19 protein-coding genes are annotated in these 23,517 nt (G+C 39.1%); 4 read left to right on the top strand and 15 right to left on the bottom strand.

Features of this window, described 5'->3' with window-relative positions; all coding sequences use genetic code 11:
• Window positions 1–305: 305 nt before the first annotated feature.
• Window positions 306–632, bottom strand: coding sequence for a hypothetical protein (locus BET01_RS03950; protein WP_120195467.1), 327 nt, complete (start codon window positions 630–632; stop codon window positions 306–308).
• A 326-nt stretch (window positions 633–958) separates the two neighbouring features.
• Between BET01_RS03950 and BET01_RS03945 the strand changes: the two genes are divergently transcribed.
• Window positions 959–1,360 (top strand): RrF2 family transcriptional regulator, encoded by a 402-nt coding sequence (locus BET01_RS03945; RefSeq protein ID WP_120195466.1) that lies wholly within the window; start codon window positions 959–961, stop codon window positions 1,358–1,360.
• Window positions 1,361–1,449: 89 nt separating this feature from the next.
• A complete protein-coding gene (locus tag BET01_RS03940) occupies window positions 1,450–2,829 on the top strand; it encodes an MATE family efflux transporter (RefSeq protein WP_120195465.1) in 1,380 nt (459 codons plus the stop codon).
• 214 nt (window positions 2,830–3,043) lie between these two features.
• Here BET01_RS03940 and BET01_RS03935 read toward each other — a convergent pair whose 3' ends face one another.
• From BET01_RS03935 to BET01_RS03875, 13 genes are all read right to left on the bottom strand, one after another.
• Window positions 3,044–3,385 carry a P-II family nitrogen regulator gene (locus tag BET01_RS03935; RefSeq protein ID WP_120195464.1) on the bottom strand — a complete coding sequence of 114 codons (342 nt, stop codon included), beginning with the start codon at window positions 3,383–3,385 and terminating at the stop codon, window positions 3,044–3,046.
• 18 nt (window positions 3,386–3,403) lie between these two features.
• Entirely contained in the window at window positions 3,404–4,639 is a 1,236-nt protein-coding gene (locus BET01_RS03930) for an ammonium transporter (protein WP_120195532.1), read from the bottom strand.
• Between the two features lie 210 nt (window positions 4,640–4,849).
• Window positions 4,850–6,370, bottom strand: coding sequence for a bifunctional metallophosphatase/5'-nucleotidase (locus BET01_RS03925; RefSeq protein ID WP_120195463.1), 1,521 nt, complete (start codon window positions 6,368–6,370; stop codon window positions 4,850–4,852).
• Window positions 6,371–6,374: 4 nt separating this feature from the next.
• Window positions 6,375–7,184 carry a phosphonate ABC transporter, permease protein PhnE gene (gene phnE / locus BET01_RS03920; RefSeq protein ID WP_120195462.1) on the bottom strand — a complete coding sequence of 270 codons (810 nt, stop codon included), beginning with the start codon at window positions 7,182–7,184 and terminating at the stop codon, window positions 6,375–6,377.
• A gap of 12 nt (window positions 7,185–7,196) precedes the next feature.
• Window positions 7,197–8,018 (bottom strand): phosphonate ABC transporter, permease protein PhnE, encoded by an 822-nt coding sequence (gene phnE / locus BET01_RS03915; RefSeq protein ID WP_120195461.1) that lies wholly within the window; start codon window positions 8,016–8,018, stop codon window positions 7,197–7,199.
• Window positions 8,015–8,770, bottom strand: coding sequence for a phosphonate ABC transporter ATP-binding protein (gene phnC, locus BET01_RS03910; protein ID WP_120195460.1), 756 nt, complete (start codon window positions 8,768–8,770; stop codon window positions 8,015–8,017). Before phnC ends, phnE (BET01_RS03915) begins: the two co-directional genes overlap by 4 nt.
• 83 nt (window positions 8,771–8,853) lie before the next feature.
• Window positions 8,854–9,957, bottom strand: a complete 1,104-nt coding sequence (locus BET01_RS03905) for a phosphate/phosphite/phosphonate ABC transporter substrate-binding protein (RefSeq protein ID WP_120195459.1) — start codon at window positions 9,955–9,957, stop codon at window positions 8,854–8,856.
• A 47-nt stretch (window positions 9,958–10,004) separates the two neighbouring features.
• The gene (locus BET01_RS03900; RefSeq protein WP_120195458.1) at window positions 10,005–10,979 is read right to left on the bottom strand and encodes a LacI family DNA-binding transcriptional regulator; all 975 of its coding nucleotides are present in this window, start codon (window positions 10,977–10,979) and stop codon (window positions 10,005–10,007) included.
• A 164-nt stretch (window positions 10,980–11,143) separates the two neighbouring features.
• Window positions 11,144–13,345: a DNA topoisomerase III gene (locus BET01_RS03895; RefSeq protein WP_120195457.1), complete on the bottom strand. Its 2,202-nt coding sequence runs from the start codon at window positions 13,343–13,345 to the stop codon at window positions 11,144–11,146.
• A 143-nt stretch (window positions 13,346–13,488) separates the two neighbouring features.
• A complete protein-coding gene (locus tag BET01_RS03890) occupies window positions 13,489–15,279 on the bottom strand; it encodes an ABC transporter ATP-binding protein (protein ID WP_120195456.1) in 1,791 nt (596 codons plus the stop codon).
• Between the two features lie 19 nt (window positions 15,280–15,298).
• Window positions 15,299–16,513 (bottom strand): insulinase family protein, encoded by a 1,215-nt coding sequence (locus tag BET01_RS03885; RefSeq protein WP_120195455.1) that lies wholly within the window; start codon window positions 16,511–16,513, stop codon window positions 15,299–15,301.
• A 115-nt stretch (window positions 16,514–16,628) separates the two neighbouring features.
• Window positions 16,629–16,835, bottom strand: a complete 207-nt coding sequence (locus BET01_RS03880; RefSeq protein WP_120195454.1) for a RumC family sactipeptide — start codon at window positions 16,833–16,835, stop codon at window positions 16,629–16,631.
• A gap of 75 nt (window positions 16,836–16,910) precedes the next feature.
• Window positions 16,911–18,470 carry a RumMC family radical SAM sactipeptide maturase gene (locus tag BET01_RS03875; protein ID WP_243117115.1) on the bottom strand — a complete coding sequence of 520 codons (1,560 nt, stop codon included), beginning with the start codon at window positions 18,468–18,470 and terminating at the stop codon, window positions 16,911–16,913.
• 240 nt (window positions 18,471–18,710) lie between these two features.
• Here BET01_RS03875 and BET01_RS03870 point away from each other — a divergent pair, with 240 nt between their 5' ends.
• Complete coding sequence (locus BET01_RS03870; protein ID WP_120195453.1) at window positions 18,711–19,535, top strand: linear amide C-N hydrolase; 825 nt, start codon at window positions 18,711–18,713, stop codon at window positions 19,533–19,535.
• A gap of 207 nt (window positions 19,536–19,742) precedes the next feature.
• On the opposite strand, the gene BET01_RS03865 is transcribed toward BET01_RS03870, so the two are convergent.
• Entirely contained in the window at window positions 19,743–20,543 is an 801-nt protein-coding gene (locus tag BET01_RS03865) for an alpha/beta hydrolase (protein WP_120195452.1), read from the bottom strand.
• 265 nt (window positions 20,544–20,808) lie between these two features.
• On the opposite strand from BET01_RS03865, the gene BET01_RS03860 reads away from it, so the two are divergent.
• Complete coding sequence (locus BET01_RS03860) at window positions 20,809–23,310, top strand: glycoside hydrolase family 31 protein (RefSeq protein ID WP_120195451.1); 2,502 nt, start codon at window positions 20,809–20,811, stop codon at window positions 23,308–23,310.
• Window positions 23,311–23,517 lie beyond the last annotated feature (207 nt).

Below are 23,517 nucleotides of genomic sequence, written 5' to 3'. Positions count from 1 at the left end.
ATAATCATTGGATCCCAAAAAAGTTAAAATTGAACTAGTGAATCGCTCATTGAAGTCACTTCCCTTTTCCTTAAAAATAGAAACCGCTTTGAGATTACCCCTATTCATGAAACCAGCCTTTTTGCTCTTTATAAACCATATGCAGGCAAGGTCGTCTTTTTAATCGAATATATTATAATTTTATAGTAATATTTTATCTTGAAAATATAGGACCTGGCATAATAAATAATCTGAATATGTAATATTTATACTGAAAAAACATTTGCTTGGGAATAGAAAAAGAAATATCTAGAAGATTGAATCAATTACTTACATAAGTGTATGGGAGCAGTTGCTCCCGTGGGGCCAGTTTCGCCTGCACCTTCTCCTCCGATCACTACAAGGGATGATTTGACCGGGACTATGGTGGGATAATATACGCTTTCTGTGCTGTTATTTCTAAGTTCCACAGTAACAGGTGCCTCCGTGACCACAATGATTCCTATTCCAACTACCTCACCTGTTTTAATCGATGAATTGCCTACGAGGATATCTCCTTGAGACGATACCAGCGCGAAGCCTACACCATTTACAGATCTAGAAGATTGGGTCGCTACCCACCAATCAAACTCATATCTACCTGGCTGAAGCAAAGTTATAATTCCGGTTGCACTATCATAACTGATAAAATCTGATATAACGACAATTGAATCATAGAGAACATTTGCATTTACATCACTGCTTCCGTCGGCAAGCTGCTTTCCTGAGTGTATAATTATGGCTACTTTATGTTACTGGTATCCAGTATGACCACATGAGTAAATACCTGGTAAGCTGGATTTACGTTTCTGTGCTCCATGTTTAGTTTAATAATGTTATTTTTAAACATAGGAGCATTTGTTTTTATGTTGACAAAATTTTTGAAAGCTGATATTATCGTAGACAAACAAAGTCTTTAATATCTTTAAGGAGAATGAAAATGAAATATACGAAAGCAACAAATTATGCTTTACACACCGTATTATACATGATTGAACAGAATCAAGGCGAAAAGTTTAGTGTACACGTACTAGCAAAGCAATTTCAAGTATCTGTTACTTATTTATCTAAAATTTTGACTCAACTTGTTAAGGCAGGGTTGGTTGAATCTGTATCTGGAGCCAGTGGGGGGTATACATTACGAAAGTCTATTGAAACCATTAGCTTTATGGATATAATACAAGCAATTGAGGGAAATGGTCTGCTTTTTGAGTGTGGAATACAACAAGAAAAGGGATGCCCGATACAAAAGGTAATGAATGATGCAGAAATTATTATGGAAAAGTATTTACAAGAAAAAAAGCTTTTTGAATTAAGTTCTATAAAAAGAAATCAGAAATAATAACACTTTATTAAAAATATAAGTGTTATTATTATTTATCGAAATAAAGGACTATATATATCTATAATATCTCTAAAAGGAGAAACGAAATGAACAGAAATAAAACAGAAATTATTGATGATCTGGAGCAAAAACCAATTTGGAAATTACTAGCGCAGTATTCTATTCCTACTGCGCTTGGTTTAATTGTAAATTCTTTATATCAGGTGGTTAATCGAATTTTTATCGGTCATATTAAAGAGGGCGGTACATTAGCTTTAAGCGGTATAGGCTATACGATGCCAATAACAACAATTATTTTGGCAATATCAGCCTTGATCGCCATTGGCGCCAGTGCAAACATATCTATGCGACTTGGAGAAAAGCAAAAGGAAAGAGCGGAAAAAACAGCAGGAAACGCCTTTACTTATGTTACCATCGTCAGTTTGGCGATCACAATTCTATTTTTTGTTTTTAAGCAACAAATTTTGGGGTTGCTTGGTATCACCGGCCAATCCGCATCTTATGCTGACAGCTATATATCAATTATAATTTTAGGAACTATTTTTAATATGTTCAGCTTTACATTGCCTGTCATTATAAGAGCAGATGGACGACCAACGTTATCTGCTGTAATTACACTAGTTGGATGTATTCTCAATATCATTTTAGATACAATTTTAATATTGGGTTTACACATGGGAACTACCGGTGCGGCAATTGCTACCGTCATATCTCAGAGTATTGTCACCGCAATTGGCTTTGGGTATTTTATAAGCAGACACTCCTATTTAAGACTGTCAAAAGCCATGTTTCTCCCAGCTCTACCAATACTCAAATCAATTTTAAAAATCGGGATTGTTCCTTTTACTAACCAGCTTTCAATAAGCATTACACAACTTGTGGGAAATTACTCATTGGCATTGCATGGAGGAGAATCTTCCGTAGGAGTGATGACTGCAATAAATTCAATTTTATTAATATTTTTAATGCCTATACATGGTATTGGTCAGGGCTTACAACCTATTGCAGGATATAACTATGCCAAGAAAAATTATAAAAGAGCTTTTGCCGTATTCAAATTGGCACTATTATGGAATACCGTAATCTTATTGATTGGACTTATTCTTATTCAAGTCTTCCCTGCGTTTTGGGTCTCCCTTTTTATTAATGACCCATCTTTAGTGCCATTGACTTTAGATGGCTTACGTAAATTTACTTTTTTGTTACCATTAGCTACTGTTGTTCCAACTAGCCTGAGTTTCATGATGCTGACTGGTAAAGAGAAAAGCTCCTCATTTCTAAGTGTTTTTTATCAAATAGGTTTATTTGCTTTTATGATATATGCACTACCACTAATTTGGGGTATGGACGGACTTTGGTATTCGCGGCCTATATCGGATATCATTGGAAGCGCTGTAACATTATTCTTCTTTATACGTGGATACAGCTCCATTATTAAAGAGATGAGAAAGGAACCGGTAAAATAAGACATTCATTTTTTAATATGGATTAACCATAGGATAATACCCGCTAAACAAAAAAAATGAGTTTGGCGGGAGTTTTTTCATGCTTAAACAACATTAACTTCTGAACTCATGGGTTAGAAGGGTACTTGTATGTTCCAATATGATTTTCGATATTACAAAAAAAGCAGTGTCTGGTAACAACTCCAGTCCACTGCTCTATTATATATAGAAGAAACTACTTAATTGCGTCTTCCCCGCGCTCTCCGGTACGAATGCGAACCGCATCCTGAATATCCGATATAAAGATCTTCCCATCCCCATATTCTCCGGTATAAGCTTTTTGAGTAATTCTGCTGATGACTGTTTCCACCTGATCGTCAGCCACTACCATTTCTAACTTAATTTTAGTGAGGAAATTATAATCAACTTCAGCACCGCGGACGTATTCTGTCCAGCCCTTCTGATTTCCACAGCCCATAACCTGGCTGATGCTTAAGCCGTTTAACTTCTGCTCTTCCATAATATCTTTAATATCCTCCAGCTTTTCTGGCCGGATAAATGCTTCTATTTTCTTCATGTGATCGTCCCCCTTCTCTTAATCCATACCATTAAATGCCGGATAAGCAGTTTCCCCATGCTCTGATACATCAAGGCCAATCATCTCATCCTTATTGGATACTTTAATGCCCTTAGTGATCAGGGAAGCGACTTTTGCTGCTATTAAAGTCCCTACGATGGCAATAATAATGGTTATTACAATGGCTGCAATCTGACGGACCAATAAGGTGGCATCTCCGTATACAAGACCATTAAAAGGTGCTGATGCGTTAATTTTTGTGTTTGCGAAGATACCGGTAGCAATGCCACCCCAGATTCCACCGATTCCGTGGCATCCAAATACGTCAAGTGCATCATCATATCCAAACTTAGGTTTGATTACATTAATAAAGTAATAGCAGATTGGACTAACCAATGCTCCGATGATGATAGCCGCCCAAATCGGTACAAATCCTGCACCAGGAGTAATGGCAACCAGGCCGATAACAAGGCCAGTAGAAGTTCCTACCAGGGTAGGTTTTCCGTTTTTAATCACTTCTATAAGAATCCAGGAAAGAAGTGCGGAAGCTGCTGCTGTATTGGTTGTCATGAATGCGTGAGCTGCCAGTTCATTGGCTGCCAGCGCGCTGCCTCCGTTAAAACCAAACCAACCAAACCATAGTAGTGCTGCTCCCAGGAATACAAAAGGAACATTATGAGGGTGATACGGTGCTTTCCCTAAGTGTCTTCGTTTTCCAAGAAGGAAGGACAGAACCAGTGCACTCACTCCAGAACTGATATGAACTACGTTTCCTCCTGCGAAATCAACGGAACCGATCTGGAACAAGAACCCACCGCCCCAAACCATGTGTGCAAGGGGATAATACACGATAATGGACCACAATGCCACAAAAATTACCAGTGATGTAAACTTCATTCGCTCTGCCACTGCTCCGGTAATTAGGGCTGGTGCAATGATTGCGAACATCATCTGAAAGATTGCAAATACCAGCGTATTGGGATAAGGGTGAGTGGTATCGGCAAACGTATCGAAGTTAAGACCGAACCAGTTAAGATTCCCGATGACACCTCCAATATCTCCACTAAAGGAGAGGGAAAATCCGATCAAAACCCAAAGAATTGATCCAACTCCCATCATAATGGCTGATGACATAATGGTATTTACTACATTTTTTCGTTTTACCAGACCTCCGTAAAAAAATGCCAGCCCCGGGGTCATGATAAATACGAGAGCAGAACAAATAAGCATCCATGAAATATCTCCGTGATCCATAAAAAGCACCTCTTTCTTAATTTTGGGTAAAAAAATTAAGCCATAACCTTGTGCGACGCTGCACATAGTTATGGCTTCTTTGCCTTGAAAATGATTGTTAACTTCGTTTTGTAAAGTATATAGCTAGACTAAAGCATCAATGCTTTTTTGTCAAGTAAAATTTTTAAAGCCAAAGTGGTATATTTTTGTTATTTTGGTGCGGACAGCCATTTACGTAGGAAGGACCATGCTCCCCTTTTTTTGAATCTCAACCACAGGGTGCTTTCTAAGATAATCCAGGGCAAGCTCAGGTACTTCCGCCCCCAAACGCTTTAATACTGGGCAGGTTTTGTACACTTCATAACCCCCTGTTCCGCTGGCTCTATAATCGCTCATGCAAAGGCTTAAGCTGCGGCCATTTAATGGCTTACCCTCAAAGCGAATCTCCTTTACCCGATTTCCTACAGGTTCTCTTACATCTACTTCATAGGTGATCCCTGCGAAATAATCGTAGTTATAATGCTCCACCTTAGGGTTTAAGAACACCTCAGAAATCTCTATGATTCCATCCTTTACTGTAAAGTATTCAGCGCAGCGCTCCAGGGCTTTTTTCAGAGCCGCTTCATCAACAGAAATCACCACAAGGGTATTTGTAAAGGGATATACTCTTACCAGATCCCTCATAGTCACGTGCTCCGGTAGACTCATGGGAGTATTGCCAAGGCCTACACAAGAAATATCAGCCCCTGTATATTCAAGCTGTATCTGGTTGAAGAAATCTGCAATTTCAGAGCCATACATGGCCATATCAAGTTTACTCTTTTCTAACACTGGCTCCTTGAATCTTCCGATGCTCACATCAAGCCACTTTTGTACCTCTCCCTCCAAGGGAAGAAGGGTAGCATATGGTTTCACCTCATGGTGATCCCCTGCCGGGCAAATCATAGATTCCACCAAGGGTTTCCCCTCTGAGGCTGTGATATCAATCTTTGCATACTGTACCGCATTGGGCATCACCTGCAAGGTATGGGTTCCAAAAAGATCCCTTCCTGAGACAGGCATATGCTGATGAGCCGTAAGTAGGATATCGTAATCCAGCTCTTTTAAGATGCGGTAGCCTACATTTTCACCGCTGGTGCTTAAAACTTCACCGGTTATCAGATCGCATTCATAACCACCATGATAGATGCAGACCGTTACATCGCACTGATCCTTTAGGAGAGACAGTTCTTTCTTTGCCGCCTGAAAAGCCTCTGTAATCTGAATATCCTTAATATGCTCCGGATTTTCCCAAACGTTCACATAATCCGTAACAACACCTGTTACTCCGATACGCAGCCCATTTCCCAGAGTAAAGACCTGGCTGTTTGTAAGCTTTAGCTCATTCTTTGGATCTTCCACATTGGCGCAAAGACAGACTCCTTTAAGGGCATTGTAATAATGGGACAGACGTTCATAACCAAAGTTAAAGTCATGATTTCCCGGAACCACAGCATCATACCCTGCTTTATTATATACAAGAGCAAGGGGTTCTGACTCAAGGAGTTCTCCTCCTTGTACTGTGATGTAGGATGCCATGGGGGAACCTTGCAACGTATCGCCCCCATCGAAGATTAAGGTATTGCTATCTTTTTTAAAGTTGGAAACACAGTTTAGAAGTCCCATGGCCTTTACTTCTTTATCTCCATAAGAGGTTGGAAATAAAAATCCATGGACATCTGAGGTATAATAAATGGTTGCATGTCTTTTCATAAATTTACCCCCTAGCCAGCTTTACGCGGATTTTTGTGGAGATATATTCCACCAAAAGAACTAAGATCACAAGTCCCACTAAGATGGATCCCGCCTCATTCCACCGATAAGCATTCATGGCAAAGATCAAAGGCGCACCAATACCACCCGCTCCTACCAATCCAAGTACCGTAGCATCTCGTAAATTAATGTCAAACCGGTAAATAACCGTGGAAGCAAAATTTGGAATAAGCTGAGGAAGAATGCCGTAGCGAATCTTCTGTAATGTATTGCATCCGCAAGCATCTAAGGACTCTAAGATCCTGGTATCTAAATCCTCAATGGCTTCTATGTACATCTTCGATACCATTCCGATGGAGCAAACAGACATGGTCAAAAGTCCTGTAAATGCGCCTGGTCCACTAACACGGATAAACATTAGACCATACACAAAAGCAGGTATGGTACGAATGGCCATAATGATCAATCTACCTATGAAAGCAATTGGCCCAGGCATCAGATTGGAAGCGGATAAAAAGGAAAGTGGAATGGCTAAAACCGAGCCAACCAACGTTCCTAAAAATGCAATGCAAACAGTTTCAAGAAGGAGATACGGAACTCCCTGTATGGTTAAATTAAATAATAGCTTAGGTTCTGGGTGAAGTATCCCATTTAAGATATTTCCTGCGATCTGAAGGCCGGAAAATCCTCCCTTTGATATCTCAACTGCAGAGCCAGACCATAAGATACACGCCAGAACAATGACAGACACGGTTATCTGATAGACCGTATTCTTTGGTCGGTCGGCGTATGCTTTTTCTATTTGTTTGTTCATTTTAACGCCCTCCTATACCAGTTTTTTGCGGCAATAACGACTTACCGTCTCAATGAGAAATACGGTTACAAATAGCATGATTAAGATCATGCCAACGCTGGGATACTCTCTCCAGCCAAGCTTTTCATTTAAAATTAAGCCAAGACCACCTGCTCCCACGTAACCTAAGATGGCAGCATAACGGACATTTCCTTCAAAGCAGAACAATCCATTTGAGATATAAGACGGAAGAACCTGAGGAATAATGGCACTAACAAAGGCTCTTACCTTTGTGGCTCCAATGGCCTCCATGGCTTCAAACGCTCCCATATCCACAGTTTCTATCTCTTCATAGAGGATTTTCCCCATATAGGCAAAGGTAAACACACCAATTGCAGTGGTTCCTGCCAGTGTTCCAAGACCAAATACATAGGTAGCAATCAGAGCCGTTACTAGAGTAGGAAGGGTTCTTACAATGCTCAAGAACAGTCTTACCACACCAACTAAGATTGGATTTCGAATCACATTAGTAGAAGCAGCCATGGCAAATGGTATGACAGTAACAGCTCCCACTACGGTACCCAGAAGGGACATCTTAAGGGTATCAAAGAGGGGCTCCCATACCTGAGAACTGTAGGAAAATGCTGGTGGAATCATCATTCCAAGGATGACAAAAAACTGGTGTCCTCTTTCTTTTAAAACTCCCAGGTCAAAACCAGTGATTTTCACAGAAAGTGCTGTAAAGAGCAGAACAATCAGCGCAACAAGAGGAAGTCTGGACGCAGGCTTAAAGACAGTTTTCCCATTGGACAATTCCATTTTCGTGGGAGGAAATATCTTGTCATATACACTCATCCTTCGACCTCCTTTTGCTTTCCTTCATAGATCTCATTTAAGATTTCCTCTGTTACCTCAGTAGTGGGACCATCGTATACGATTTCTCCTGATCTTATGCCTACCACACGACTAGCGTACTGGAGTGCTAAGTCAACGTGATGAATGTTCAGTAAAATGGTAATATTCATGTCCTTATTGATTCTATGGAAATCTCCCATGACCTGTTTTGCGGTTACAGGATCAAGAGAGGCCACTGGCTCATCAGCCAGAATGATCTGAGGGTTTTGAGCGAGGGTTCTTGCAAGAGCTACTCTTTGCTGCTGACCGCCAGAAAGCTGATCTGCACGGACGAATGCCTTATCAAGAATTCCAACCTTATCAAGTGCCTCCAGGGCTTCCAATTTGTCTTCTTTCGGATAAGCGCCAAACAAGGCCCTAGGGAAAGAAAGATCAGGCACCTTTGACATGAGGACGTTATTAATGACTCTGGTTCTAGTTACCAGGTTAAAGGACTGGAAGATCATACCGATCTTTCTTCGAAATTTGCGAAGCTGCCCACCCCTTAACTGCATGACATCCGTGCCGTCTACCGTAAGACTTCCTTCTGTAATGTCATGCATACGGTTAATGGTACGTAAAAGGGTAGACTTTCCCGCACCGGATAAACCGATGATCGCCACGAATTCTCCCTGCTCAATGGTTAAGTTTATATCTTTTAAAGCCTCAAACCCGTTGGGATATTTTTTGCTTACGTGATTAAATTCAATCATACTTTTCCTCATTTCCATGCACAAAGAGCGAGGGCGCCGCAATTGTTACCCCTTACGACGCCCCCGCAGCCTGTATGTTTTATTTATTTTGCGTTTAATTCCTTAATCATCTTCTGTGCTTTGCGCTCGTTATCATAATCAGCGCTCTTTGCTTCCTGATATCCCTTATGGCTGTAGATAGCGATAACCTTCTGGCCATCTTCTGTCTTGCCAATGTTAATGAATGCATTGGAAACTGCCTTCTTAAAATCATCATCCATGATCTTTGAAGTCTTGCTTACACTGACTGTATCATTAAAGATTGGAGGGGTCACACCAAGGACACTGGTCTCTTCCCAGATGGATCCGCTTCTGTTATACTCTGCTTTCCATTTCTCCTCGTAATCTCTACGTGCATCGGCGTAGGTACAAAGAACATCTATCTGTCCGGAAGCAAGTCTTGCAAATGCACTACCGTAAGAATCAGACTGAACTGCATGAGAGAGATTTAAAATATTCTTCTGGAAATTTTCCTGAAGCCATAAGGAAGGGTAAATGTATCCTGCTGGGGAGGAGGAAGACATAACGCTCCAGTTTGCTCCATCTAAATCTTCAAAAGTAAGAGCTTCGCCACTGTTGATCTTTTTCGCAAGTGCCTGTCCTTTTTCAGAAGGACCTGTAATGATGAGAGAACGGTAAGAAGTTGCCTGCTCTTTGGTAGCCTCAGTTGCTTTTCCATCATTCCAGTCTTTTGCCACGTCGGAGTTCTTGCTTAAACCATCTCTGGTTGCAGTCAGAATCACATCTGCGCCATCATCGTAAAGGACATAGGTTCCTCCAGGGATAAGACCAATATCTGCAGTTCCTGCGGAAAGAGCTTCTCCTACTGCTTCGTAGCTGGTACCAACCGTGATTACTACTTCACCAATATCATAACCTTCTTTTGAAAGCTCTGTCTTAAGCATGTCTTTTAACGGCTCTGTTGCGGTTACGATTTCCTGAGGCTCTCTGGAAGGTACAAAGTATACGTTTAACTTGTCTACTTTTTTGTTCTCAGCCTTAGTTGTCTCACCTGTATTTGCGGAACTTTCTGCTCCCTTAGAAGCTGCTGCAGTGGTTGCACCTGCCTGTTTGCTGCTACCGGAACATCCTCCGATCATTGTTGCACAGAGTGCTGCTGCCATTAATACAGAAACTGTTTTTTTCATACTGCTCTCCTTTTTCGTGTGGTTCATCGGTTCTCTTGTTTTACGCCTTACGCACTGTCTCCGACCTCCAGCTTGGTCGGAAGAAAAATCGTCATATTGTCCTTTCGCCCTTCCCGAATCTGCTCAAGCAAAAGCTTAATGGCTGTTTGCCAGACAATATCTGGGAACATACGAACCTTTGAAAAGGTGGGCCATTTGGATTCTAAGGTCTCAATATCCTTATAGATTACCACTGCAATATCCTTTGGGATGCGAAGCCCGGCATCGTAAAAAGCCTCTAGGGCTCCTTCTGCCACTTCCTCGCTTCCTAAAAGCACCGCTTCTGGTAAGTTTCCGGATTCCACCGCTTTCTTTGCAAGCTCATAACCGCTTTCCTTACTGATATCTCCCAGGAAGAAATACTGATCTTCATACAATCCCCTCTGGGTAAAAGCTGCTTTGATGCCCTCAAGTCTGCGGTAACCGATCTTTACCTGACCTTCGTCATAAAGACCTCCTATGTAGCCGACATTTAAGTATTTCTTCTGATCCACAAGATAAGATAACATTTCATGGATTCCTTTGTTAAAATCCATTACGATACTGTCATATTCATAATCCTTTGGATCGGAATTGATAAATACGATGGCATAGCTTTGCATCCGAAGAGACTCCATCTCTTGTTCAGAAAACACACCAAATGCCATGATCCCGTCGTACTGTCCAGGCGTTCCCTTATCCATGCGTTCAAACCTTACCTCACTGTTTCCTGTCATGGACTTTACGATTAAGTCCAGAGAGGAAAGCCTGATGTTTGTCCGATCCTTACGAATAATGTGCCAGTCAGCCACGCCTATGACAATCTCTCTTTTTTTCTGCGTATGACGCATCCTGGGTGGGACATATTTTAATTCGTGGGCAATTTTAAATATCCTTTTTTTCACTTCCGGGCTGACCACGATGGTTTCATCTTGATTCAGCACCCTAGATACGGTTGTAATGGAAACCTCCGCAAGTTGTGAAATTTCTTTAATTGTGGCCATAACCTATATCCTCACCTTTCAGTTTTCATTATAATTGGACTAACTTCTACCGTCAATAAGCAAAGTAAAATTTTACTAAAGTTTTACCTAGTCATTGATTAGGAAGGTAAAAAAAGGAAAAACCAGGAAGAATCCGTCTGTTCTTCCCGGTTTTTTAAGGATTCCTAATCCTCTTTCCCCAAATTAAGCTTTGCAAATGCATCAGCAAATGGATTATTAATAGCTTCCTTTGCTTCCTTGCTCTGCTTATTGATGTAGCTTGCCACATCCTTTTTGGATACTCCGGCCCCTTCTTTGGTCCGACGCTCCTTAAAGGCAGAAAGCTTCTCTTTATATCCGCATAAGCAGACAAAGATCTGTCCATCTCCATTTCCCCGAAGAGAAAGCTTCTTATGACAGACCGGGCATCTGGCGTTGCTGGTTCTTTGTGTCACTTCCCGGTGGCCACATTCTCTGTCCTGACAGACTAACATCTCACTATTTTTGCCCTTGACTGACAACATACGTTTTCCGCAGACCGGACACTTTGTATTGGTTAAGTTATCGTGGGCAAAACGGCCCTCTCCTGCCTTAATTTCATGGATCAGTTCCTCGGAATACTGTCTGATATCCTTCATGAAAGAAGCACGTTTTCTAGTTCCTTTTGCGATCTCAGACAGCTTCATCTCCCAGTCAGCGGTGAGTTCTGGCTTCTTTAAATCCTCAGGCACCAGAGTCAAAAGCTGCTTTGCTTTAGAGGTGATATGGATGTCTTTTCCCTTTTTCTCCAAGAGAAAGCTTGAAAATAACTTTTCTATCACATCAGCTCTAGTCGCAACCGTACCAAGTCCACCCGTTTCTCCAAGAGCCTTAGCCATATCTTTATCCTTTGTCTCCATATAAGACACGGGATTTTCCATCGCAGTAAGTAAGGTCGCCTCGTTAAATGGAGCTGGAGGTTTTGTCTTTCCTTCCGTCAAGAGAAGAGTAAGTGATAAAAGGTGGTCTCCTTTTTTCACCTGGGGAAGATCCTGTTCTTTTAATTCCGTTTCATCCTCTTCCTCGGCCTGATCTTCATAGACTTCTCTCCAACCAGAGGTTTTCACGGTTTTTCCACGGGCAACTAGATTTTCTCCACCTAAATCCACAAGAATCTCTGTTTGTTCGTACTCAAAGGGTGGATAAAGGACGGCAAGGAATCTTCGCACGACTAGATCGTAGATCTTTCTCTCATCTATGGTCATATGATCCATCTGTACAAACTGTTCTGTTGGAATGATGGCATGGTGGTCAGTTACCTTCTTATCATCTACAAATGACGGCTTTGCCTCAATTTTTTTATTGATCAGTCTTCCTGCAAGCTTCCGGTAAGGTCCGACGCTACAAGCTTCCAGCCTTTCTTTAATGGAAGGCACGATATCCGAGCTTAAATATCTGGAATCTGTTCTTGGATAAGTGAGGACCTTATGGTTTTCATAAAGTCTCTGCATGATATTTAATGTTTCCTTGGCAGAGTAGTTAAAGCGACGGTTGGCATCTCTTTGAAGCTCTGTCAGGTCATAAAGCTGGGGAGAATAAGTCTTCTTTGGCACACTTTTTACGTCTGTAACCAGACCTTCCTTTTCTTCCTTCATCTTTGCAAGAAGAGCTTCTACCCGGCTTTTATCAAAGGAACGGTAGCTTTTTGATCCTTCCTCTCTCCAGGTAAAGGTTAGGGATGGATTCTGGCACTTTGCAGTGATTCCGTAGTAAGGTTTTGGCAGGAAATTTTTGATTTCTTCTTCCCGCTTTGCGATGATGGCCACGGTGGGAGTCTGTACCCTGCCGCAGCTTAGCTGGGCGTTGTATTTGCAGGTAAGGGCACGGGTTGCATTAATTCCAACCAGCCAGTCGGCTTCCGCCCTACACATGGCGGCATCGTATAAATTATCGTATTGGCGCCCGTCCTTTAGGTTCGCAAACCCTTCTTTTATGGCTTTATCTGTAACAGAGGAAATCCAGAGCCGTTTGGTTGGCTTTTTGCTTCCCGCTTTTTCAAGGATAAGTCTGGCTACCAGCTCTCCCTCTCTACCAGCATCGGTAGCAATGATGATCTCATTTACATCGTTTCTGTGAATCTGAGTTTTTACCACACGGTACTGCTTTCCAGTCTGCTTAATGACCTCCAGCTTAAATTTGTCCGGCATCATTGGAAGGTTATCCATCTTCCATTCTTTATATTTGGGATCGTAGTCCTCTGGATCTGCAAGGGTAACCAGATGGCCAAGCCCCCAGGTCACAATATAGTTATCTCCCTCAATCGCCCCATCCTGACTCCTGGTACAACGAAGCACCCGGGCAATGTCTCTGGCTACGGAAGGTTTTTCTGCTATAATTAAAGATTTCATGTAATTCCTCCAAATTTGCATTTCTCCCTTAATTATAGACCATTGCTCCTTTTATTACAACCGGATCACTTTTCCCTCGGCTCTACAATCTAAACTTCTTTAAGTAAGAATGCCACCTCCAACACTATTTACTTGCGAATCATTTATGTTTCTAAATATCCTTCCGCTTGAATGTGAAATAATTTAAAATATTCACCTTGGATATTCACTAATTCATTATGCGTACCACTTTCAACAATTGTACCTAATTTGAGAACATATATTTTATCAGCTAGCCTGACTGTCGAAAATCTATGGGCTATCAAAAGACAGGTTTTATCTTTCATTAAAGCTTTTATATTCCCGCTTATTTCACGCTCTGCCATGGGGTCCAAAGAAGCCGTTGGTTCATCTAAAATCATGATTGGTGCATCTTTAAAAAAAGCTCTGCTTATGGCTAATTTTTGCCATTGACCGAGTGACATCTCTGTGGATCCCGTCCACTCCTTTTGCAATTTTGTATCTAACCCATCTGGTAAAGTTTTGATATATGGTAAAATACCGCTCTTTTTCGCTGCCTGCAAAATATCAGTTTCATTCTCCAGATTACTTATATTTCCTAATCCAATATTATGTTTTATAGTTAATGGATATTTAATGAAATCTTGAAAAACAGCAGCTACATATTTATAATAATCATTTATTTCTATGTCATTTATGTTATGATCATCGATATATATATTACCTTTTTGAGGAACATACAAACGCAGAATTAACTTTAAAATTGTTGTCTTCCCTGAACCGTTCAAGCCAACAATTGCATATGTTTTTCCTCTTTCAATTTCAATGTTCAGATTTTCCAGAATAAACCCTTCTGAATTTGGATAATGGAACCATACATTCTCAAACCGTATTGTTTGAAAGCAGCTATTAAATTTAACAGTAGATTTATCAGTATCTTCCGTCTGCATATTAATTAATTCAAAAAAGTTATTAACATATAATCCATCTTCAAAGATAGAAGTTATCACGTATAATATATTGCTTACGGCATTCCTGAAATTATCAATAGCACCAATATATAAGGTTAAATCTCCTATTGTCATTTTATTTATTATGACTATCATGCATATAAAAGCTTTCATCATATATATAATAATACTTTCTACAAATGATGCTCCTATTTTTTGTACTGAGAACCGCTTTCTAATTGCCTTATCTTCATCAATATAAGTTTTATAGGATGTATCAAGGAAACTCATAAAATATTCTGTCACTCCATATACCTTGACTTCTTTAATATTTTCATGTTTTGTCAATAAAGTTTTTGTATAATCCATAAATCTTATATTTTCAAATCTTTTATTATAAATTTCATATTGCCTGGAAGCAATTTTCATGCCAATAAATAATATAGGTATGTTAATTACAAGACATATAATCATAATAGACACGTTAAAATTCACTAAGATAAATGCCGTAGAGACCGCTACACTCAAACCTTTTATAAAAAGTCCTGTAGAATATAATAAATTCATACTTCTCCCAGTAGACTCCTCATTAGCCTTCTTTAATTTATTATGTATATCTGCATTATCATATTTCTCCATACTTATATTTTTAGTTTTTTCCAAGATCAATTTTGTTATATATTTGTTTGTGCTACTAGATAAAACTATTTTATAATATTGACACATTTCTTCCATGACATTTCGGAAGATCTCTAAGAACATGTATGCCACAAGCCAATATAGGGCTATCTTTAAACTCCCAGTCTCAAAAGCCGCCTGAACCGCATTAATAATATTTTTCCAAAATATCATTTCCGCAGATAATAATATACCTGCAAATATATTGGCAAAAAAAAGACCGCAAAAAGATAATTTTGAACTATTCCATAGCAGTTTTAAAACATACAGCAATGTGCTTTTCATGATTTTTACACTTTTTATCATACAATACCTCTCTAAAGATTCACTTATTTCTATTACAATCTATTACTTTATAAAGGTAAAAGTCCGCATCGTTATTTATCATTCTATTAAATCTTGAAGTTATTTCATTTATTTTAATAAGTTCCAATTCCAAATTTACCATTTTAATAATTTCTTTATTTCCTAACATAAATCCATCATATATTAAATTTCGGATACATCGTTTTGTTTCGTCTATTAAATTGATTTTATATCCAAACCTGCAAGAATCATTATATTCTTTTTTAAATTTTAAAAAAAAGGCTCGAATATGTGAAGCATCAACTCGCTCAACGATCTGATGAAGAACTCTTTTTAGCTCTATTTTATTGCTAATACAGCAATTTTTCAAATGAATACCAATAAATTCATCCGAACTTGAAAAAATGATTTTGTTCAAACTTGCTTTCGTTCCTTCGTACATCTCCGAAACAACGGTTTCAAATAAAGAAAAACAAATTTCGTCAAGAATATTTTCTTTTATGTATTGACTCTTATTAAGTTTTTTCCTCTTCCTATAAAAATAAACGCTCATTCCCACCTTGTCCGCTACATTTAACCACTTAAATTCATTTTGAGGAAAGGAATGAAATATATTTTTTCTTTTGGCTCCCGATACTAGCTGTGCATATTCAGTATGCCGTTTTAGTTTATTTTCTGCTATCCCGTTTCCCATAACAATAATATTTATATTTGCTTCCTTATAATTTTTTTTGTGAAAATCTTGTAATTTATAAAATCCACATGTTTGAATCACCTCCAAATCACCAATCGCCAGATGTTCCATATACTCAGTATCTTCCAATAAGCGTGCAAACTCTTTCGTTTGGATGCAATTAATGGTATCTTCATATTCCTTAATTACATCTTTTTTTATGTCATCAAATGTGTTTTTCTCAAAATATTTGCCTGATATAATTTTTTCAATTCTATCCAGACATTCCTCTAAAAGCTGCACTTCTATAACAAACATAAAATATGTATAATAAAAATCTGTAAATCCTGAGCATTTTATTCTTTGATCCGGATTAAACTTATCAAACCCTAATGATATATGTTCTAAAAAATGACTTAATCCTTTCTCATCATGGTTCTCTGACATGGAACCACGTTCAATTAACAGGACGGCAACTGCCTGTTCCTCAGCTTCTTCCATATTATAAAAAAAGTATCTTCTCTCGCCTTTTGTATAAAATGAATTTATCTCTTTCAACATTTCACTCCATTTTTAAACATTATTAAAATACCATAATTTGTGATAACAACAGGATGCCATCTTATTAAGATACACTAAGATGGCATCCTGTTTTCTGCAGAGACTACCTTTTTTACTAATTATATGCCTGTTCCATGTTGGCATTGCGATTATCAATACCGTGTTCACAATAGCCTACGCACATTGTTGGCCCCTGATAATGCGCATTTTTAGCTTCTATAGAGCCAGAGCATATACAGCCACTTTGTGGAGAAATTCCAGAATAATTCGCACCAGTATCAAACGTTTCAGCCTGTCTTCCCATAGGATTAACTAGTTTCATATTTTTCACCCCCATTCTTATACATCCATTAGATGTTAAAATATTTATTTAAACACAAATGCGTTTAAACCATTATTATACAATTGGAATGTCTTTTATTTTTTTAATCTCCTCTGGTCTATCTTCTAAAAGCTGATAATATGCAGACAGTTCACCCTTAGATTGCTTTTTCTGATATTCACAGGCATTATTTTTTATGTTGACATCTAAACCGTCTTTATTGAAACATGTTGCATAGCAGATTCCGCACATGTTTACCGCCCAGCAGTTACTGCATATTTCAATTGATTTTTTATCGTATTCTTCCAGATAGATTTTTTTAACACTGTTCCGATCTATGCCGGTATACACATTTCCAATACTTGGAGAATCTCCAATTTTTTCACATGCCAGGAATTCTCCATTTACCTGAACATAAATTCTACGATTACCAGGAACGCAGCACCCATTCCTTCCTAACCTTGAAATTGGTTTGTCCATTAAAACACGATTATGTACTTTAATAAGGTTACCCTTATTAATGCCTGCAGAATATTTTTTTCTATCACTATTATTTAGCATATTATCCAATGCCCATGATCTGATAGAGTCCAACTTGTTATTCTGATACTTTTCGTCCTTATTCTTACCTTTTAAAAAATGTACTGCTATATCTTCATCACGAAGCGTTCCACCTTCTACAAAATCACACTTTTTATCTAATTCTTTTGGGAGCCACTCCAAATTATCAAAGAAATCCTGTATCATATCCAATTTTTCTTTAGAATATGGCGGGCAAACCACAGTATTAATAATAATACGATTCTTTGCCGAATCTCCCATCGCCTCAACCAGATACCTCAACCCCCGCATGACTTGTTCAAAGGTTCCTGTGCCATCACCTTTGATTCTATATGAATCATGTATTACCTGCGGCCCATCCAAGCTGCATAATACGCTGCAATTTTTTACTGAAGCAATATATGCTGCAATATCCGGATTCATTAATGTTAAATTTGTTGAAAATGAAAAAGACAATTCTTTATCGCCCATGATATCCTGACTATATTCAATACATTTTTTCATTAATTCAAATTTAACCAATGGTTCCCCGCCATAAAATGTAACTGCAACTTTTTTTCCACTGTGGATACAAGTATATTCAATTGCTCTTTTGGCTGTATCCCAATCCATATCCCGGCTTTCAAAATTTCGATATTCTGGATTATATTCATTATAAATACAATATTTGCATCTAAGATTACACTGTTCCGTCAATTCCAGAATTACCTGTTGTAGTTCCTGATCTAGTAAAATTGTTAGACTTTCATCTGATAATTTAGTGAATTTCTTATATAGAGGTGCCTGAAGAATATGTTGGTTCTTTATAATATCGAATATCTGATCATATGTATCGCATACCTCAGATTCAGATTCCTCACTTTCATTTCCAAAATAAAGTGTATTATATTCAACCATGAATTTCAGAATTTTATATTCCACTTCACCACATTGAAATACTTTTCCTGTTCCTGTGTCAAAAAAATATTTATTATTGATGGTTTCAAATGTTGTTCCTAAACGAGCATAATTAGAATCCGGAACTAACCCCTGAACCCTTTTTACAATAAGATCTCTTCTGGTTTCCTGCATCATCTTATTCCCTTCCTCATTTGATAATACTAATTATATAATATAATTTTTCATTATTTTTATAATGTAATTTATACGATTTTACATGTCATTATCACCTTATTCTTTTTGCATATATTACCATAAAGGCGTAAGCTTAAGTGTCGCGTTTTTGATTCTGAAAAATTTTATAGGTTGAACCATAGAGATACCTGGTGATATCATATGATATGACAAAATTATATATTAAAAGGAGGTTCCTAAATGTGTACAAGTTTTGCAGTATTCGGTCAAGAAAAAACTATTTACGGTATGAATTTCGATACTGATGAAATTGATTTAAAACTAAAAGTAAATACTTATAATGATATGAACATATTTTATTTTTCAGCCTTACTCGATAATAAATACAGGGATATTGCTGGTTTTAATAGTGAGGGTCTTTTTATCTGTACTCAAGCAGTAAAATATAGTCCAGGTTTTAAATCAAGTTGTGACGAAAATGATTGGTTTGCTTTTGATGTTTTTGATGAAGCGCTAAAGGAAACAAAAAAAGCATCTGAATTTTTTGAAATTCTTAATAAAAGAGTACTCTCGTATCCTAGAAATCCATTATTCCCGGATTTAGGGCTACATACTATTATCGCTGATAAAACTGGTGATGCATTTATTCTGGAAGAAGGAAATGATACAAATATCGTAAGTCCTATTCATAATGATTTTATTGTTATGACTAATTTTCCAAATGGGGATTTTAAGGAAGCAAATTACAATGAAGTACATGGTATCGGCGCTGATAGATATATTTGTGCTCATGAATATATTGATAATAATATACATAGCTTTGGAATCAATGAAGCCTTTGAAGTTTTAAGTAAAACTAGTCAGAAGAATACTCTGTGTTCCATCGTATATGATCCATTAAAAAATGAAATTTATATTAGTTTTAAAACAGATTTGAGCAAAAAATGGAAAATTTCAATTATTGATAAAACAATCCAATCAATGGATGGATTCTTAAGCAATAATAAATTTCAATTTACAAATGAAGAAATACTTGTGAAGGATCTTATTCGCTTATATAAGTAAAAAATGGCGCAAAAAAAGCCGCTCTGTCATGCGGTAACAGTACGGCTCTCTCGCAGGAGTCATGATCCTTCATGGGTCAAATGAAGGATTCAATCAGAGGGTTAATCTGATTTAGAATATTCACACGCAGTTAGGCGAAACTAACTATCATTATAATATCATAATCCGTCCTAAAAATCAAGAACCATAGAAGTAAAGAATTATCATTTATACGGGTAACATCCACTGAAGAACCTTCTGGATATAAGCCTCCCAGAAATACCAGTCGTGCTGGCCAGGGCCCTCTACGTAGACTGCCTTTGAGCCTCTCTCTTCTAATTGAGTCCTGATGCTGGTATTCATATCATACACAAAATCTTCCGTCCCACAGGCAAAGTAAAGCTCTGGGAGATTCCCCACTTTTTCGCACCGGTCATAAAGAGTCATCAGGTCTGCATCGCTACCTTTGATGGCCGTTGGATCCTGAAAGATCCGATCCCAGTGAAACGGTGCGCCGTCATCGCTTCCCTTTGTCTGTTCATAAGCCATCTCCAGGTCAAGGGCACCAGATAAGCTGGCTGCCTTTGCATACTGTTCCGGTTTTGAAAGTCCAAGAAACCAGGCGCCGTATCCTCCCATAGAAAGACCTGCCACAAAGGTGTCCTCTCTCCTTTTAGAAACTGGGAAAATGCTTTGTACAAATGCAGGCAGTTCCTCGGTAAAGAAGGTATAATATTTATTTCCACAATACATGTCCTGATAAAAGCTGTTATCCGCTGAAGCCATTACCACTGCCACGCAATGCTTTTGTGCATACCGTTCAATATTAGAAAACCGCATCCAGGAGCTGTGATCCCCATAGGCACCGTGAAGTAGATATAGAACTGGAAGTCCGGCTTCATAAGGATATGCTTTTTGTGTTTCTTCGCTTGTAATCTGCTCGTTTCCTTCCGGAGTTGGAATGATTATATTAATATCCACGTTGTGTTTTAAAGAAAAGCTGTAATAATTACAATTCATGCTGGCCATGAGCTGGTCCTCCTCATCTTTTATATGTTACCATTATACCGTTTAAAAAAAGGGAATGCTAGACGGAAATTGCACTGATGGAGTCCATATAAAACCTATTCTGCCCTCTTTGTCACGGGATCTACTCATATTTCCCGAAGAAAAAGCGCAAGATATGTATAGTTTTACCCAGCAGACTGCAATTTCCGTCTAGCATTCATCCCGGGTTTTCTTTATGATTATATCAGAAACCTTATGTTACATTTAAAAAAGGAGCACATGCCATATGAAGCTTTGTACTAGTGTAAAAGAAGTAATACAGTCCGATTCCTATTTTCGGATTCTCACCAATTCCATTGAGATCCGTCTTATGTTTCTTACTGACTCCATCATCCGCATTCGGGCAGGCTTTGACGGGGACTTTGCAGAAGAATCCTATAGCCTTGTAACCACTGCATGGGAAGATCGTATGGACGGTTTCCTTGGCGATATGAGAAAGAAAATTGTACCTGCCAACGCAACCATAACAGACAAGGAAGGCGCTGTTACCTTACAAGGAGCGCTCTTAAAGGTTGTCATTGAAAAAGAGCCGTTCCGCATCTGTGTTTACGATAACGAAGGCACCTGCATCCATTCTGACATTGTAGACCTTGGCTATATGGAAGACAGCAACCACAGACGCATCCATACCAGCGAGATTTCACCAAGCGACTGCTTCTACGGCTTTGGCGAAAAGAGTGGGGAATTAAATAAAGCACAGAAGTTCCTTTCCATGAGTCCAAAAGATGCCATGGGCTATAACCCAAAGGAAACAGACTCCTTATATAAGCACATTCCATTTTACATTAAGCTAAATAAAGATACCAAAAAGGCAGTGGGCTACTTCTATCACAATACCTATGAATGTGATTTTGACATGGGAAGAGAAAAGAGCAATTACTGGAAGCCTCACAGCCGTTACCGTTCTGACGGCGGTGACATCGACTTATTCTTAATCGCAGGGCCAAAGGTACGAAGTGTGGTGGAACAGTATACGGATTTAACTGGGAAATCAGCGCTTCTTCCTCGTTATGCCCTAGGCTACCTTGGTTCCTCCATGTACTATCCAGAGCTTCCAAAAGATTGTGACGATGCTATCTTAGAATTTATCGATACCACAAAGGAAGAGGACATTCCAGCAGACGGCTTCCAGCTTTCCTCCGGCTACACCTCCATTGAAACAAGAGAAGGCATCAAACGTTGCGTCTTCACCTGGAACAAAGACCGGTTTAAAGATCCAAAGAAATTCTTCTCTGAGATGAAAAAACGTGGCATTACCGTATCACCTAACGTAAAGCCAGGCATTCTTCTTACTCATCCAGACCTTGAAAAGATGAAGGCAGAGGATATCTTTGTAAAGGACAGTGAAAAAGACGAGCCAGGAGTTGGTACCTGGTGGGGCGGCAAGGGCGTTTTTGCAGACTTTACAAAGCAAAAGACCAGAACAGTATGGAAAAAGCTATTAAAAGAAAATGTTCTTATGATGGGCACCAATTCTATCTGGAATGACAACTGCGAATACGACAGCATGGTGGACAAGGACTGTAGGTGTGACTTTGAAGGCAAAGGCGGAACCATCGGACAACTTAAATCCGTGATGAGCAACTTAATGTGCCACATCACTGAGGAAGCGGTACATGAGACCTTTGAAAATACAAGACCATTTATTGTCTGTCGTTCCGGTCACAGTGGAATTCAGCGCTACGCACAGACCTGGGCTGGGGACAACTTAACTTGCTGGGATTCCTTAAAATATAACATCGCAACCATCTTAGGAATGAGCCTTAGCGGAGTTGCCAACCAAGGCTGCGACATTGGCGGTTTTTATGGGACTTCTCCTGAGGCAGAATTAATGGTCCGCTGGGTGCAAAACGGCATCTTCCAGCCTCGTTTTTCCGTACACTCTGTCAATACCGACAACACCGTAACAGAGCCATGGATGTATGGGAACTGTACCGGTTATATCCGGGAGGCCATGAAGTTTCGCTACCGCATGATTCCTTACTTTTACTCTCTTATGGAACGGGCTCATGAAACAGGACTTCCCATTATGGAACCTATGTGCAGTGCCTTCCAACATGACCCAAACTGCTACGAAGAAGGCATTGATTTTATGACAGGAGATTCTCTTTTAGTTGCCAATGTAGTGGAAAAGGGAGCCACTCACCGAAGTGTTTATCTTCCAAAAGGAGAGGTTTTCTACGATTTCTACACAAGAGAACGATACGAAGGCGGTCAGACCATTACAATTCCTGTTACCATTGAAAGCATTCCTTTGTTTGTCCGTGGAGGTTCCATTATTCCAATGGCATTAAACCAGATTAACAACGTGACCACAGAAACCATCACAGGTCTTCATCTTCTCATCGCAGCGGACAAGGATCATACCTTTACTTTATATGAAGATGACGGTTGTTCCATGGATTATGAAAAGGGAGTATATTTAAAAACCTCCATCACCATGACGGCTGGCGAGCAGACCATATTAGACTTTAAACAAGAAGGCAGCTTTGAAACAACGGCAGAAACCATGTATCTGGATGTAATTCAAAGAGACAAGGCACCATTCTTCGTCACACTTGACGGCGAGCTTCTGCCTCACCACCTTCACAGGAAAAAATTCGAAAAAGCGGAATCTGGTTGGTATTACAGCCAAACCTTAAAATCCGTTCAAATTAAATACCCCAATCCGAAAAAAGATTCCAGGCTGTTAATCTCCTTTGAACAGTTTGATATGATCGGAATGTAAATATCAAAAAGGCCGTCCCTGTCATGCGGTAACAGGGAGGGCCTTTTTGTAGGAGTCATGATCCTTCACGGGTCAATGAAGGAGAATCTCAGAGGGTTAGTCTGATGTTTAGAATATTCACACATAGTTAGTGTCGGCTAACTAATCATATATTATCACAGTGATTTTAAAAAATCAAGAGGGTTTATTGATTTCATTTCTCATATA

The sequence above is a fragment of the Lacrimispora algidixylanolytica genome (genome assembly GCF_003609635.1).
Taxonomy (GTDB): Bacteria; Bacillota; Clostridia; order Lachnospirales; family Lachnospiraceae; genus Lacrimispora; species Lacrimispora algidixylanolytica.
The sequence above is the reverse complement of the archived record's forward strand: the minus strand, read 5'-3'. Positions and strand labels throughout refer to the sequence as shown.

Bases quoted from the DNA above. Each gene is read 5' to 3' on its own strand.
- BET01_RS03945 (WP_120195466.1), top strand. From the start codon at position 959: ATGAAATATACGAAAGCAACAAATTATGCTTTACACACCGTATTATAC.
- BET01_RS03940 (WP_120195465.1), top strand. From the start codon at position 1,450: ATGAACAGAAATAAAACAGAAATTATTGATGATCTGGAGCAAAAACCA.
- BET01_RS03935 (WP_120195464.1), bottom strand. From the start codon at position 3,385: ATGAAGAAAATAGAAGCATTTATCCGGCCAGAAAAGCTGGAGGATATT.
- BET01_RS03930 (WP_120195532.1), bottom strand. From the start codon at position 4,639: ATGGATCACGGAGATATTTCATGGATGCTTATTTGTTCTGCTCTCGTA.
- BET01_RS03925 (WP_120195463.1), bottom strand. From the start codon at position 6,370: ATGAAAAGACATGCAACCATTTATTATACCTCAGATGTCCATGGATTT.
- phnE (WP_120195462.1), bottom strand. From the start codon at position 7,184: ATGAACAAACAAATAGAAAAAGCATACGCCGACCGACCAAAGAATACG.
- phnE (WP_120195461.1), bottom strand. From the start codon at position 8,018: ATGAGTGTATATGACAAGATATTTCCTCCCACGAAAATGGAATTGTCC.
- phnC (WP_120195460.1), bottom strand. From the start codon at position 8,770: ATGATTGAATTTAATCACGTAAGCAAAAAATATCCCAACGGGTTTGAG.
- BET01_RS03905 (WP_120195459.1), bottom strand. From the start codon at position 9,957: ATGAAAAAAACAGTTTCTGTATTAATGGCAGCAGCACTCTGTGCAACA.
- BET01_RS03900 (WP_120195458.1), bottom strand. From the start codon at position 10,979: ATGGCCACAATTAAAGAAATTTCACAACTTGCGGAGGTTTCCATTACA.
- BET01_RS03895 (WP_120195457.1), bottom strand. From the start codon at position 13,345: ATGAAATCTTTAATTATAGCAGAAAAACCTTCCGTAGCCAGAGACATT.
- BET01_RS03890 (WP_120195456.1), bottom strand. From the start codon at position 15,279: ATGATAAAAAGTGTAAAAATCATGAAAAGCACATTGCTGTATGTTTTA.
- BET01_RS03885 (WP_120195455.1), bottom strand. From the start codon at position 16,513: ATGTTGAAAGAGATAAATTCATTTTATACAAAAGGCGAGAGAAGATAC.
- BET01_RS03880 (WP_120195454.1), bottom strand. From the start codon at position 16,835: ATGAAACTAGTTAATCCTATGGGAAGACAGGCTGAAACGTTTGATACT.
- BET01_RS03875 (WP_243117115.1), bottom strand. From the start codon at position 18,470: ATGATGCAGGAAACCAGAAGAGATCTTATTGTAAAAAGGGTTCAGGGG.
- BET01_RS03870 (WP_120195453.1), top strand. From the start codon at position 18,711: ATGTGTACAAGTTTTGCAGTATTCGGTCAAGAAAAAACTATTTACGGT.
- BET01_RS03865 (WP_120195452.1), bottom strand. From the start codon at position 20,543: ATGGCCAGCATGAATTGTAATTATTACAGCTTTTCTTTAAAACACAAC.
- BET01_RS03860 (WP_120195451.1), top strand. From the start codon at position 20,809: ATGAAGCTTTGTACTAGTGTAAAAGAAGTAATACAGTCCGATTCCTAT.